This is a genomic window from Leptospira koniambonensis (genome assembly GCF_004769555.1).
In the GTDB taxonomy this organism is placed as follows: domain Bacteria; phylum Spirochaetota; class Leptospiria; order Leptospirales; family Leptospiraceae; genus Leptospira_B; species Leptospira_B koniambonensis.
This window is the reverse complement of record NZ_RQFY01000004.1, coordinates 1,769,034-1,783,047: the sequence shown is the minus strand read 5'-3', so window position 1 is coordinate 1,783,047 and position 14,014 is coordinate 1,769,034. Positions and strand designations below refer to the sequence as shown.

Annotated in this window: 13 protein-coding genes and 1 tRNA gene; 4 read left to right on the top strand and 10 right to left on the bottom strand. The window is 39.4% G+C overall.

Annotated elements, in window-relative coordinates:
- Nucleotides 1–33: 33 nt before the first annotated feature.
- The 9 genes from EHQ52_RS12410 to EHQ52_RS12370 all read right to left on the bottom strand — a co-directional run bounded on the left by EHQ52_RS12410 (nucleotide 34) and on the right by EHQ52_RS12370 (nucleotide 10,413).
- The gene (locus EHQ52_RS12410; RefSeq protein WP_244244856.1) at nucleotides 34–1,239 is read right to left on the bottom strand and encodes a helix-turn-helix domain-containing protein; all 1,206 of its coding nucleotides are present in this window, start codon (nucleotides 1,237–1,239) and stop codon (nucleotides 34–36) included.
- Nucleotides 1,200–2,102, bottom strand: a complete 903-nt coding sequence (locus EHQ52_RS12405) for a lysophospholipid acyltransferase family protein (protein ID WP_135615727.1) — start codon at nucleotides 2,100–2,102, stop codon at nucleotides 1,200–1,202. The genes EHQ52_RS12410 and EHQ52_RS12405 overlap by 40 nt, the downstream gene beginning before the upstream one ends.
- A gap of 122 nt (nucleotides 2,103–2,224) precedes the next feature.
- Nucleotides 2,225–3,658, bottom strand: a complete 1,434-nt coding sequence (locus EHQ52_RS12400; protein ID WP_135615449.1) for a M20/M25/M40 family metallo-hydrolase — start codon at nucleotides 3,656–3,658, stop codon at nucleotides 2,225–2,227.
- 468 nt (nucleotides 3,659–4,126) lie between these two features.
- On the bottom strand, nucleotides 4,127–5,860 hold the full coding sequence (locus EHQ52_RS12395) for an ArnT family glycosyltransferase (protein WP_135615448.1): 1,734 nt from the start codon (nucleotides 5,858–5,860) through the stop codon (nucleotides 4,127–4,129).
- 39 nt (nucleotides 5,861–5,899) lie between these two features.
- Nucleotides 5,900–6,196 (bottom strand): Cys-rich protein, encoded by a 297-nt coding sequence (locus EHQ52_RS12390; RefSeq protein WP_135615447.1) that lies wholly within the window; start codon nucleotides 6,194–6,196, stop codon nucleotides 5,900–5,902.
- A 31-nt stretch (nucleotides 6,197–6,227) separates the two neighbouring features.
- Entirely contained in the window at nucleotides 6,228–7,289 is a 1,062-nt protein-coding gene (rlmN, locus tag EHQ52_RS12385) for a dual-specificity RNA methyltransferase RlmN (protein ID WP_208653508.1), read from the bottom strand.
- 8 nt (nucleotides 7,290–7,297) lie between these two features.
- Entirely contained in the window at nucleotides 7,298–8,191 is an 894-nt protein-coding gene (locus EHQ52_RS12380; protein ID WP_135615445.1) for a tetratricopeptide repeat protein, read from the bottom strand.
- A 47-nt stretch (nucleotides 8,192–8,238) separates the two neighbouring features.
- Nucleotides 8,239–9,651 (bottom strand): Fe-S cluster assembly protein SufB, encoded by a 1,413-nt coding sequence (sufB, locus tag EHQ52_RS12375; RefSeq protein WP_100724977.1) that lies wholly within the window; start codon nucleotides 9,649–9,651, stop codon nucleotides 8,239–8,241.
- A gap of 180 nt (nucleotides 9,652–9,831) precedes the next feature.
- Nucleotides 9,832–10,413, bottom strand: a complete 582-nt coding sequence (locus EHQ52_RS12370; protein ID WP_135615444.1) for a peroxiredoxin — start codon at nucleotides 10,411–10,413, stop codon at nucleotides 9,832–9,834.
- A 241-nt stretch (nucleotides 10,414–10,654) separates the two neighbouring features.
- Here EHQ52_RS12370 and EHQ52_RS12365 point away from each other — a divergent pair, with 241 nt between their 5' ends.
- Both EHQ52_RS12365 and EHQ52_RS20180 read left to right on the top strand, forming a co-directional pair.
- Nucleotides 10,655–10,999, top strand: a complete 345-nt coding sequence (locus EHQ52_RS12365) for a hypothetical protein (protein ID WP_208653480.1) — start codon at nucleotides 10,655–10,657, stop codon at nucleotides 10,997–10,999.
- Complete coding sequence (locus tag EHQ52_RS20180) at nucleotides 10,996–11,331, top strand: hypothetical protein (RefSeq protein WP_208653479.1); 336 nt, start codon at nucleotides 10,996–10,998, stop codon at nucleotides 11,329–11,331. The genes EHQ52_RS12365 and EHQ52_RS20180 overlap by 4 nt, the downstream gene beginning before the upstream one ends.
- A 55-nt stretch (nucleotides 11,332–11,386) precedes the next feature.
- Here the strand turns inward: EHQ52_RS20180 and EHQ52_RS12355 are convergent, their stop codons facing one another.
- Nucleotides 11,387–13,390 carry an NADH-quinone oxidoreductase subunit E gene (locus EHQ52_RS12355; RefSeq protein WP_135615443.1) on the bottom strand — a complete coding sequence of 668 codons (2,004 nt, stop codon included), beginning with the start codon at nucleotides 13,388–13,390 and terminating at the stop codon, nucleotides 11,387–11,389.
- A gap of 110 nt (nucleotides 13,391–13,500) precedes the next feature.
- Here EHQ52_RS12355 and EHQ52_RS12350 point away from each other — a divergent pair, with 110 nt between their 5' ends.
- Nucleotides 13,501–13,905, top strand: coding sequence for a PaaI family thioesterase (locus tag EHQ52_RS12350; RefSeq protein WP_008595600.1), 405 nt, complete (start codon nucleotides 13,501–13,503; stop codon nucleotides 13,903–13,905).
- Nucleotides 13,906–13,928: 23 nt separating this feature from the next.
- A tRNA-Leu gene (locus EHQ52_RS12345) sits at nucleotides 13,929–14,012 on the top strand.
- Nucleotides 14,013–14,014 lie beyond the last annotated feature (2 nt).

Here is a 14,014-nt window from a genome sequence, read left to right as displayed (position 1 = left end):
GTCCCAATCGGCTCGAACCATATTTTTAAAATTTTAAGCAGAAACGATTTTGGAAATTTCTTCTAAATACTGTGTTGGTGTCTTTCCTGTGACTTTTTTAAAAGAAGTATTAAAAGTGGACTTGGAATTAAAGCCATACTCAAGGGCCAGTCTCAAAAAATTAGGACGCTCTTCTGAAATATTTTTCAAAGCTGAGATGATATCTTTGATCCTGTACTCATTTACAAAATTATAGAAATTTGTTTCCAACGTTTCGCTTAATATTTGTGTTATATAGAAACGAGGCACTTCCGTATTTTCAGAAAGTAGATCGATGGAAAATTCTGAATCTTTATAAGGTTTTTCAGATTCCATATAATTTCGGATCTTAGAGAGAAATTCAGGGACCATATCTTCTCTCAGCCCTGACTTTTCATATTTTTTGCGTTCTTCTTCTATATCCTCTGCTTCATTTAATGTTTTTTCTTTAAACGCATGAAGTTCTCTATGAGTATAAACTACAGTTTGCCTTACACCAAACCAGCAAAAGAAAACAGAAAAAGCTAAAACTGCAGCACCTCTAACTAACCTAGGTTCGTAAGTTTCAGGAGGAAGATCCGTAAACAGTAAACCTTCTAACAAAAAATGTACGCCTGTGGATATTACGAATAACACAAGGCTCCAATACATCCATCGTAGATCTTTAACACTGTCTATATTAGAAAAATGATTTACTATATTCTTCCTATGTCTGTTCAAAAGTAAGAATGTCCAAACAGAATACACAAGCATAGAAGTAACGAGTATCCCACCATTAGGATGAAATCCTCTACTCGGTCTATGCCAATCATGAGGATAAAATTCTTCTTCAGGAGGCTGAATAAAGAATAATCTAAATAAAAGTATAGATTCTAGAATTATAAAAGGAACAAAATGAAGAAGGTCCGTTCTTCTGAAACTTTTACCTTCCGTTGTTAAATTTCGAATATAAAGTAATAATAATGGACCGTATGTATAAGGGAATATAATGGAAAAATCTAAAAACTCAGGACCCCATTCGAATTTATGGACTAATAAATGTCCAAGATGAGGAGCTGAGAGAAAGATTATAAATACAGAATAAATAGAATCGAAAGAATACCTAGGTCTTTTGGTAAATATCAGGAATGCTGAAAAAACGCAGATCGTAAAAGAGATAATCGGAATCGCAGGAACCATGATTAGATCTGACCCGGGAAATCCCCCGGTTTGGTTCTCCATCTTCTATGTACCCAAAAATATTGTTCAGGATACAGTTTCACTTCTTCCTCTAATGCTTTCGTCCAAACTTCGGTGTAATGACGAATTGCAGCTTCTCTATCGGAGAATGCAGACTTATCTACAAAGCCAAGATCCTTGACTCGGACCATAACCTTTCCACCTTCTCCGCATAAAACTGAATAAAGTAACATTTTTGCACCGGTCAAATATGCCATCAATGCAGGACCTTGGTAAGTAGAAGCTTTTCGATTGAAGAAGTCCACAAAGATCCCGACCTTACCTGCATTCTGGTCAGAACCAAATCCTACCCAATAACCTTGTTTTAACATCTTAGTAACTTGGCTGGATTCTTCAGTGGAAACTAATTTGATACCATTCCTAGTTCTTAATTTATGAATGAGTCTATCCACATAAGGGTTTCGGACTTTTTTATAAATCCCTCCTCCCTTCATTCTGATTCCCATGAACTGCACAAGAATTTCCCAGGTACCAAAATGTCCAGAGATCAGAACAACTCCTACTCCATCTTGTATCGTTTTTTGTTCGATTGCTAAAGATTCTGCATCGTAAACAAGATACTTATCCATCCATTTACGACTTAAACGAGGAGCAAATAAGGTACCTGCGAGAAGGTCACCAATATGAAGAAAACTTTTCCATACAAGTTCCTTCTTCTTTTCTTCAGAATAATCAGGAAACGCATACGAAATATTATCATAAGCGATCTTACGATGTTTTTTAGCGAGTGGATAAAGAAGACATACCAAAAATCTTCCGTAGACTAAGCAGATCCTATAAGGAAGAATTCTGAAAGGTAGATAGAATAAGTATAAAAAGATATAGGGAATAATATAACGAACCAAAGTAGATCCAATTCTTGTTTTTCGAACATAAGGAATCGATCCTTGTTCTTTGACAAGCAAAAGAAGACCTTAGTATAAATGCACTTATACGAAAATAAGCTTTAGATCTCGCAAAACGAACATCAGTTCATCTGGTAAAGAATCTCAAATATAATCTGTGTTCCCAATTTTAAATTTTCTAAACTAATACTTTCATTCTTAGCATGAAGCATAGTAAGTTCTTTTTCGTTCAGAAGAACAGGGATCAACCCGTAACATTCCATACCAATCTGACGAAAATATGCATTATCAGTTTTACCTGGAGAAATAAAAGGAGCAGCCACACTTCCTGGAATTTTGCGAGTCGCAACAGAAGCAATTGTTTGGAATAAGATAGAATCCAATTTAGATTTATCAGAGTTCACTGTGGATGCCGGTTCCACTTCTACTTCATATTTTTCTGCGATCTTTTGGATCTCTTTCAAATATTCTAAAGGATCAAATCCAGGCAAAAGTCTCACATCCAATTTTGCTTCCGCCAAAGAAGAAAGTACATTATGACCTTTACCTTCTTCCGTTTTTAGACCAGAAACTGCCTTGGTATTTCGAGTGATCGCGCTCAATTGTCTGCTCGCACGAATTGGTCCGTACAATAACCTTCTCAAAACTGGAATATTTGAATTTTTTAATATAAATGATTTAGGAAAGGAACTAATACTTCCAAGCTGATAGAAAAAACCTTGGGTTTCCTCGGAGATCTGTATATCTGTATCGTATTCCAAAACTTCTGCCAAAAATTTCAGAAGTCTAAGACTTGGATAATTTTGACTCGGAGTACTACCATGTCCTTGGTCACCTTTTGCTCTTACATTTAGCCAAAGATTTCCTTTCTCTGCGTATTGGATATTGAAGATGGTACTTCCAGGAATGGCAACATCCTTGGTTCCGAAACTTCCTTCATTCAACATGTATCCATAACCTTTGAATAATTCAGGATGCGCTTTTAATAAAAATCTGGCGCCTTTCTCACTTCCGGATTCTTCATCCGCCATACTTAAGAACATTATCTTTCTCTTAAGTGGTACAGCTGATCTTTTAAGCTCCAAAAAAGAAATGATCTGCATTGCAATGAGGCCTTTACAATCTAAGGCGCCTCGTCCGTGAATTCTACCTTCTTTGATGGTTCCTGCAAATGGATCTTCTACCCATCCTTTAGGATCTGCCTCGACCACATCCAAATGGTTTCCAAGAATTAAACCTTTTTCGGGATTAGGAACACTTGGCTCAAGTTCTGCGATCAAATTCACTCTATCAGGAAACCCAGGTTCAGAGATAAACTTTGTCTTAATGCCTTCTTTTTCGAAAATGGATCTAATATATTCTGCGACTTGTTTTTCGTTTCCTCGAACAGATTTGATCCGGATCAGATCTGTAAGAATTTTAACTGCTTCTGCTTCTCTTTTATCCCAGGAAAGGATATGGTTCTCTTCCTTTAAGACCTGATCCTTAATGGGAGAAGATACACATTCCATAAAAAGAAAAACACAAACGATAAGTCCTAAGCTAGTTCCGCGCATTCTCCATTCTTAATAGATCATATACCAAGAGTCCAGAATTTACCGCAGTGATTTCACAGAGTGATATATATAGTATCAGAAATATCTGAAGATCTGAACGTATCTCTAAAGGATTTCTAACTAAGATTTGGAGTGAATTCATTGCCTGAGAGCGGAGCCAGGATGGCGAAGCGACCCGGAGCTCTGCGCAGGATGTGCAGGCGGAGGGGAAGGCAAGAATTTACTCCAAATCTCGTTTAAAAGCATTTTTAAAGATAGGCTCATAAATACTCCACGAGCCGTATGACTTCTGTGCTCTTCGTACGTATGAAATCTATGTGAGAAAGAATAGAGAATGAAAGGGAAAAGTAGCCCCAGGAGGACCCTGGGACCAAAACCAAACCAGGCTCATAACAAAGCCTACTTAAGAATTCGGTGGGTTTGTAAAATTTCCCTTATACTTTTTTTCTCAAATTTAGAAAAAAAGAATTATTTAGAATTCGTTTTCACGACCTCTTTTCCAGGTTTAAATCGGATCTTCCCCAAATACACAGTAGTCGTTAAGGAATCCCTTTTCGATTTTAAGAAGAAGCCTAGTTCAGGAGTAGCCACCTTATAACTCTGATACTCTGCAAAAATATCCAGATCCACTCGATTCGCAGTAAACTCATCAAAATGAGGCAAATATTTTTCGGAGATAAGTATCATTCTTTCTCCATCCTTCTGCAGTGCCTCAAATAAGACTTCAGGATCGAATAAGGTTCTAGTGATACGTTTCGAATAAAACGCATAAGATCTTTTAGAAGCAGGAACACCAAACATCAAAAATTTTTCTTTTCCAGGCTCTGCTTCTTGAATAATCTCCCCTACTTCTTTGGAAGGCTGGTAAGAAACAAGCAATGGATATGCATACAAACTTACTAAAGTAAAGAAGAAGGAAACGGATACTACCAAGGTCCCAAGCACTACATTCAGTTTGAAATACAGCAGAACAATCGCAGCAAATCCTAGATAAATCGCCACCCAAACATAATAAGAAAGTGGAACATCCATCACCAAGATCGGAAATAAGATCCCAGCAAATACAAATCCCAAACTAGTCAGATAAACTAAAATTTTACCTACAAAAGAAAGAGATCCTTCTGAACCTTCTATCAACTTAAGTAAAAATCCAGAACCAACGATGGCTCCTGCAGGAAGACACCAGTAAATGTATTGAGGAAGTTGGTATTTGGAAAAACTGATCAAAAACAAAAATAAGAATAACCAGAACGCAGGTACAAAATCCTGATCCTTCCATTCATTTTTTCGAATATTCGAGAATAAACCCTTACCCTTCTCTTTTACGAATCCAATCAAATTCGATACGATCCAAGCTATAAAAGGTAATATGAAAATCCCAAATGCCCAAGAGAAATTAGAGTAGAAGAATAAAGGATTGAACTTTTGGTCATACATCTTGACGTAAAAACGACCAAAAGATTGGACCCAAAGGAAGAAATAAGGTCCGTAAGTATTAAACTCTAAATACAAAGGAATGGACCATAAGAATGGAGGAAGTAACGCCAAAATCCCTCCTGGGAAAAGTTTCATCCCCAGAAGTCTTTTCCAGTCTCTTCTAAAAAGAATATCTCCGCCAATCCCTATTCCAGGGATCACAACTGCGATCGGCCCCTTTGTTATAAAGCCAAGCCCCATAGCGAGATACATCGCGTAGTAATAGGCGGGATTTTTCTTAGTTCCTAAATAATAAAATGCGAATACTAAAATGATATAAGGAGTTACATACACATCTATCTTAGGATCCACCACCATTGCGTACAATCCTGGAGACAATGCGTATAAGAATACGGAGATCCAGGCACGCTTACTATTTCCTGAATATAGTTTGGTGATAGTAAACACTCCCCAAAGAGAGAGAAGTGTCATTAGGATCGCAGGCAAACGAAATGCATAATTATTCTGTCCGAAAAGAGTAAAAGAAGAACTGATCTTCCAGAAAGTTAGGATTGGTTTGTCCAGGTATCTTCTTCCATTATCTCTGATAAAAAACCAGTTTCCGCTATCGGTCATTTCCCTACCGATCTCTGCATATTGGGAAGAATCAATATCGATTACATCCAAAGGAAATGTAAGAAATAAGGGCAGAATAGCTACAGCCAAAAGAAACCAAATAGAATATTTCGCAAAAGGGGTGTTTTTCCCATCCTGAACTAAATTCATATTTTTATAATACTCCAAACTTAATAAAAAAACGAAGGATCAATCCATTAGCCCGGATTCCATAAGGCAACGTGTAAATCCGGTGCAAGTTTTTTCGGACTCATAACAAGGCATTGCATATCCTTGTTCTCTCAAACATCCGGATTCACATTCCATTTGCATGAAACTTTTTTGGGATGCTTCCATGGGTCCCTTGGACTCGAATTGTTTCTCCACACAAGAGGTGAAAAATCCGCAGATCTCTTGGCATTTTTGTTGGTAGGGATCTTTACAATCGGTGATCCCGATCATAATTAAAGAAAATAAGAATAAGGTCGAAAAAAGGGACAGCCTCATTCCAGCTAGGTTATTCGATACGGATCTAAGGTCAACTTTTTGCGGCGAGCATTCCGCATGCCCCGTTGATGTCTTTTCCAGGGGACCTTCTGTTCAAGATAGGAACTCCTGCAGGTTCCAGATGACGCAAAAATTCATCTATTTCCTGATCGGTGGGCCTTCTCCAGCCATAGAACTCGGTATTCAAAGGGATTACGTTTATTTTACAATCTAATCGTCTAGCGATCTTTACCAATTTTTTGGCGTCTTCTACACTCATATTCACGCCAGGGATCATCACATATTCAAATGTGATCCTACGCTTTAAAACTTTTGTATATTCTAAGGCAGCATCCAAAAGTTCGGGAAGAGCGAACTTCTCCTCTATATCCATGATCTCTTTTCTTCCATTCGGATCAGGATGATTGAGAGAAATTGCAAGATTATAAGGCTCTTTGTTTTCTATAAATCTACGAATGCCGTTCACTACTCCAGAAGTAGAGATAGTAATTCTTTTAGCGCCCATTCCTAAAGCTTCTCCATCATGAAGAAGTTTTGCCGCACGCATTACATTAAAGTAATTATGCATAGGCTCGCCCATTCCCATAAACACTATATTTGTGGCTCTATCGCCTACGATCCTTTCTACCTGAAGGATCTGGTCTATGATCTCACCCGCTTTTAAATTTCCCATATAAGGAAGTTTTGCTGTAGCGCAGAATTTACAATTTAAGGTACAACCTATTTGAGAAGAAATACAGATCGTTTTTCTTCCACCGTCTCCAGAAGGGATCCATACTGATTCGAATTCTTTTCCACTTCCAGGAACAGATTCGAATGTAAATTTTTGGGTTCCGTCTACTGATTTTAAATGTTTTGCAACGCTAATGGAGGATAAGCTGAACTTCTCCTTTAATTTTTCTTTTAAGTCCTTACCGATTGTGGAAAATTCTTCCCAGGACTCATAACGATTCGCATATAATCCATTATAAATTTGTTTAGCTCTAAAAGGTTTTTCACCAAGTTCTGAAATGATCTGGGTGAGTTCTTCTAAGGTATGCCCCTTGACCGGAATTTTTCCTTCTCCATTCTCCAGGATCTCAGTATTGGGAATGGTTTCGTTCACTTGCAGGAATCCTTATATTCTTTTTCTGCGTCTGCATATCCCAAATCCCATGCCTTTTTATAATCCTTACAAGACTCTGCCTTTTTTCCCAAAGCAGCATATCCTAAACCACGGTTAAAATAAGAAACAGAATCATCCGGAAGAGCTTTTAGGACCTTGGAATAAGAAGCGATACTCTCTTTGTATTTTCCAGAAGCATAATATGCGAATCCCAAAGAAAAGATCGCTCTAGGATATTGTGGATCCAATTGTACCGCTTTCTGGGCGTCGGCTAAAGATTCTTTCGCTTTTTCTAATATACCAAGCTGGATCGCTCTTTCAGCAAATGCATACGACTTTATCAGGCCGGAATTGATGGCCTTATTCATGTCTTTCAGGCCTTCTTCTTTTCTTTCCAAACCAACACGGCTTAATCCTCTGTAAAATAATGCATCCAGATCCTTACCATCCAAAGAATATGCTGAATCAAAATCAGTTTCAGACTCGGCATATCTATCCAGATAATATTTACTCAAACCCCGATTATATAATGCGGAAGAATTTTTAGGATTCACAGCAAGATAACGATCATACTGTGCGATTGAATTCTCATATTCTGCAGAATTATAAGAATCTAAACCTTGCTGAAAAAGTTCGTTTAACTCTTGGTCAGTAAGAATTTCCGCTGGAGCTTTACTACTTGCTGATTCTTTTTCTAACTGGTCCAGAAAAGAACTGATCGTAGCTGTGATCCAAAAAAACACGGCGTTTGGAGTTTCAGCTTTAACTTCCGGTTTTACTGTAGAACTCGTCTGTTCCGGTTCATTAGAAGAAACTGTCTCCGGAGAAAAAATCTGAAATCCTGCCAGGATCAAACCGACAACCAGGAAAATACCCAATATTCTCTGCATATGATTTGTATGACCGGATTTTAAAAGGAATACCAGCTTTTTTCCGGTTAGGAAACAGAAGAATCCGAATGTTCGGAAATAACTTTCCCGTCTTCTAAGATCATTCTAATAAGCCTAGTCATCTCTACAGAATATTCCACATTTAAGTGTTTAGTCACACCTTCGCAGAAACCATTGATGATCAGAAGTTTTGCATCGTCTTCTGAAAGTCCTCTGGACTGGAGATAGAATAACTGATCCTCATCAATACGAGAAACAGTCGCCTCATAGTTCAAAGTCCCATTCTGCCCACTCACATCATTATAAGGATACGCATGTGACTGAGAACGATCATCCATCATCAGACCATCACATTTTACATGGCTATATGCGTTAGAAGAACCAGTGGTGAATTTTACCAAACCTCTGTAAGAGTTGATCCCACCATCCAAGGAAACACCTTTTGCTAAAATATTGCTGCGAGTGTTTTTACCTACATGGATAATTCTTGCACCAGTATCTTGGATCTGACCTGAACCAGCAAAAGCTAAGGATAGAATATCACCTGTAGAATTATCACCTTGTAATACGATACCTGGATACTTGATCGTATTTGCGCCAATATTCACATCTGTCCAAGTAATATGAGCCGCTTCATGACAAAGGCCGCGTTTAACAGTCCAGTTATACATATTTTTTTTCCAGTTCTGGATAGTAGTGTAGAATATTTTAGAATTCTTATGAGCGATCAGCTCCACCACTGCAGTATGGAAATTTGTGCCCTTGTCTTGCACAGAAGAACATCCTTCAGAATATTCTAACTCAGCTCCATCTTCTGCGATCAAAAGTGTTCTTTCGTACTGACCGGAAGAAGCAGCACTCACTTTAAAATAAGCCTGTAAAGGCATAGGAGTTTTAACACCTTTCGGAACGTAAGCGAAAGATCCTCCCGAAAATACTGCAGAATTTAATGCGGAGAATTTATTGTCCCCGATAGAAACAACAGTTCCGATATATTTGCGAACGATATCCGGATATTCACGGATCGCAGTATCTATATCGCAGAAAATAATTCCAAGATCAGTAAGTTCTTTTTTAACGTTAGCGTAAACAGTCTCAGAATCTTCCATGGCTTCGATACCAGCCAGGTATTTTCTTTCGTGTTCAGGGATCCCAAGTCTTTCAAAACTTTTTAATACTTCAGGATCAACTTCGTCCCAAGATTTTTTCTTTTTATGATTTGCGCCTATATAATGCACATACTCGTCTATATCCACTTTGAAGTTAGGAAAAAATCCCCAACCAGGCATAGGCTTACTTTCATAAACTTTAAATGCCTCTAGACGGAATTCAGTCAGCCAAGCAGGCTCATTTTTAATATGGGAGATGGACTCCACCACTTTGCGTGTAAGTCCTTTGGGAAAATTATCCGCACGATAATATCTATCTTCGTCGGAAATGATCTCAAGTGCTTGTGCCATAATATTCTTCTCCCATATCTTAGACTTTTAAAAGAAAAATACAATCTTTTCCGAAAGTCCTAAGTGCGAGTTTTGCCCGAATCAGGGCTATATAACAAGATTTTAAGGGTATAGAAGGGTGACCAGGAGAAATTAGAAAGGAGAATCCGGCCATAAGACCGGATTTCCATTTATATTGGATTAGTTTACCGCAGAGAAGTATTCTTTGGACTTTTCTGGATCCGCTTTCATAGTTTTCTTTCCTTCGTCCCAGTTTGCAGGGCAAACTTCGCCGTGTTTTTCCACGTATTGGAAAGCTTTCACTAAACGGATTGCTTCATCTATGTTTCTTCCTACAGGAAGATCATTGATTGTAGACTGACGGATCACTCCAGCTGGATCGATGATGAAAGTTCCTCTCAAAGCCATTCCGCCTTCTAAAAGAACTCCGTAATCTCTTGCGATTGACTTGGTTATGTCTGCAACTAGAGGATACTTGATATCTCCTAATCCGCCTTGTTTACGAGGAGTGTTCTTCCATGCAAGGTGAGTAAAAGCGCTGTCTACGGAAACTCCCAGAACTTCCGCTCCGATTTTTTTGAATTCGTCTAGTTTTGCATCATACTCGATGATTTCAGTAGGACAAACGAAAGTGAAGTCGAGGGGCCAGAAGAATAGAACAACCCACTTTCCTTTATAGTCGGAAAGTTTGATTTCCTTGATTTGCTGACCGATTACGGCTTCTGCTTTAAAGTCCGGTGCGAGTGAAGTAACTTGAGGCATTTTGCTCTCTCCTATTTAGAATCATTCTAAATTTAGACAGCCAGGATGGAAAGCAGTTTTTCTTTTTTTCTAAAGTTCTAAAAAAAGAAAGGATCGAATTTCTTGTCCTTATTTTTGCCTCATTTTATCCCAATTGTATAATTAGTTTTTCAAAATATTACCCATTTGAGGTATATGTCCAAAAATCGGCAATTTTGTCATTTGTACTGGGCAAAAAAACCTAGGTTTATACTAACGTCACATGGGTAAAAAGAAACTTTCTATTCTTCTAATTGTTCTTTTTCCTTTCCTATTCGGGCTTGCTTGCTCTTCAGGCGAAGTGATGATCCAACCCCAATTAACTGGAAAAGAAAAAGTCGTAACGCGCGTAAGAGGCGAGGCTTGTGGACATATCGGTCTTCTAGCAACCGCTTATTATTTCATTCCTTTCAATCTGAACACCAGAGTTGAAAGAGCATATACAAATGCTATGATGCAAGCTCCTGGTGCTGTCGGGCTTACAAACATAACCATTGATGAATCATGGTATTGGGCACTCTTTACTACTGTAAGATGCACAGTTATTTCGGGAGATGCAGTAAAATGAAAAATTTTCTTTTAGTTCTATTGATCACCTGCGGGATCGCAATGGGTTGTAATTCCACCCAATTGGTTTTCCCTCCGCAAACTCCTCTTAAATTGGAAAAAAACCAGACTGTTGCTAGTTATCCTATTCAAGCAGAAAGCTGTGGATTTCAGTTGCTTCTATTCATTCCGATCAGCGTAAACGACAGACAAGTTTCCGCGTATCAAAGATTGACTATGCAAGCTGCTGGAGGAGTTCTTTCCAATATCAGAATGGAAGAATCCTGGTTCTACGGCCTTGTAGGAACTGGATACTGCACGAAATTTTCCGCAATGGTTAGTCGAGCTCAGTAAGTATCTCAAAAAAGCTATCGTATACAATTTATACGATAGCTTCTCTCCTAAATTTTCAGCCCTTAGCCATTAAATATTTCTCCATAAACTCTGTGATATCCTTGATGTTCCGGTTGATCATCTTTCTGAGTTCAGGAGGAATGTTCTGCGATTTAATCACACGATAATAGTTTAAAGCATTCTTCAACATTTTGCGGCGAGCGAATTCCTGTGCCTTGATCAGCATTGGCTTATACTTATAATATGAGTATTCCATAATACTGTAATTCTTGGAAAGTTTGAATGAATGAGGTATCTTTCCAAAATCATAAGTCAAGGTCAAGAAGGGAGCATCATCCACTTCTGGAGGTTTTAATTCCAGAATACCATGGATCATTTTAGGCTCGTCGTCCCCTCCTCCACTTTGGCTTTCAGGCCTATCTTGGTCTAGAGGTTCGAGACCTCCATCCAGTACCTCGATTTCAGGAGCTTCTTCTGTATTTGGAACAGGAGAAGGTGCAGATCCTGTAGGGGCACCTGGTCCTGCGAGCGGAGGAATTTCAGGAGTATATTCTTCGTGTTTGGTTTCATCTACAGGATCAGGAAGATCTATTTTAGGTAAATCGACTGGGCCTGGTGCAGGAGCAGCTTCTCCACTTGGAGCAGGTGCTGCTTGCGGAGTTCCTTCAGGTTCTCCTCTTAAAACTTTATCTTCCGGATCAGGTAAACGGATCGGAACTAAATCTAACTGAGGAAGAACAGGTGCAGCATAACCTGGTATCTGATCTGAAAGAGGATATTCTGGTCTTGGCCAATCCTGAGGTAAAGGTTCCTCTAATGCCTGCTCTTCTCTTTCTTGGCGTTTTTCTTCCGCCTTCTTTTTGAGATAATCATCTCTCTCTTGAAAGAGATCTTCTTTTCTTCTATCGTCTTCCCCTCTTCTATCTTTGCGGGAGCCTTCTCCGCCTCTTCTCTCTCCTTGGGAGCGACGATCTTCTCCTGTCCTTCTATCAACAAGAGGAAGGTCCTTAAACTTATCCCATTCATCCGAGAAGAATGTATCTTCAGGCAGATCCATCTCATTTGGATCAAGATGTTCTGGATCCTTAGGTTTTGGAGAAGGTTCCGAAGGAGCAAAATCCTCAGGACCTACAGGGCCTGGTCCTTCACCTGGAGGTGCACCACCTGGTCCAGGCGGAAATCCACCCGGAGGCGAAGGAGCTCCTGCACTATAAGATATAGGCGCTCCTGGTGGTGGAGGCGGCATTGGCCCAGAAGAAGGAGCATAAGAAATAATTTGATAAGATACTGGCCCTGGGGGTAATTCAGCAGGAAGTTTGGGCGCCTCAGTTCCAGGAGGAGCCTGGATCTGAATAGGATTTGCAAATCCTTGAGAGAGACTACCACCTAAAGCTTGGCTAATGTCCTTGATCGCTTTGACCAAGTCTCCCATTGGAATAGGAGGTCCTGAATAATTAGGATCATCTGGAGTATAAGTCTCTTCCTCGGGAGGAGTGTTGATATGATCTTCTATCGCTTGGATATTATTATCAATTTTTTCATTAATATCCGAATCAGGAATTCTAGCGTTAGTTCTCTTTAAGATCTCCAACGCACCTAAGAAATTTTCTTTATCTACTAATGCTTCTGAATGTAAAAGAGGTCTTCTATGATGCGCATAACGAGAGTTATTACGAATGATATCATCTGTTGCATGAGGAAGTTGTAATTTATCCTTCTTCTTTAATCCTGGATAATTAGGTTTTTCTTCACTAGCAGATGGAGGACTCCATTCTTGGTCTGGCTTCTGTGATTCTGGTTGCCCCGTTCCTTTTTGTGGCGGAGAAGAAGAGGAAGAAGGAGCAGAATTTTGATCTCCTACGTTGACTAATTTTCCTCTGTCAGCGGAAGAAGGAGCTCCTGCACCTCCACTGCCCGACCCAGGACCGCCACTGCCGCCTGAACTTCCACCACCTGGAGAAGGCGCAGAACTTCCGGAAGATCTATTCGGATCTCTGAATAAAGTGTATGCTCCTGCTCCCGCAGAAAGTAGTCCTAATAATAAAAGAAGTGCAGTCATCTAAAAGATTCTTATCTATTATTTTCGACATAGTATTACGTCGTTCTTAAACAGCAATCAGTAGCTTTTTCGGATTGACACCATGAATGTTAAGTAATAACTTGACATATATGAAATCAACGGTTCGGGAAAACCTGAGCTTCGGGTCCAGTCCTGACAATCCGGACGGTCTTCAGTTAAAGATCACCTTTGATGAGGACACTAAAACCGCTTACGGTGACTATACGGTTCCTGAAAAGTTCCAAGGGTCCCCAGACGTGATCCATCCCGGAATCATCGCTACTATTTTGGACGAAATCATGGCCAAAATCAATGAGGCGATGAATTTTAAAACAACAACTGGCGAGTTAACGATCCGCTTCTTACAACCTGCGCAAGTAAATCAACCTCTGCATTTACGTGGCTGGTTCGTTAAAAAGAACAAAAAAGTGATCGAAAACAGAGCCGAAATTGAGAACGAGATCGGTAAAATCGTTGCCCGCGGTAAGGGCAAATACATCGAACTCGATTCCTGATCCAATAAGGAATTATAAAACCCGCCGATGTGGTGGAATTGGTAGACGCACTGGATTCAAAATCCAGCGAGGGCAACCTCGTGTCGGTTCGACTCCGACCGTCGGCAGG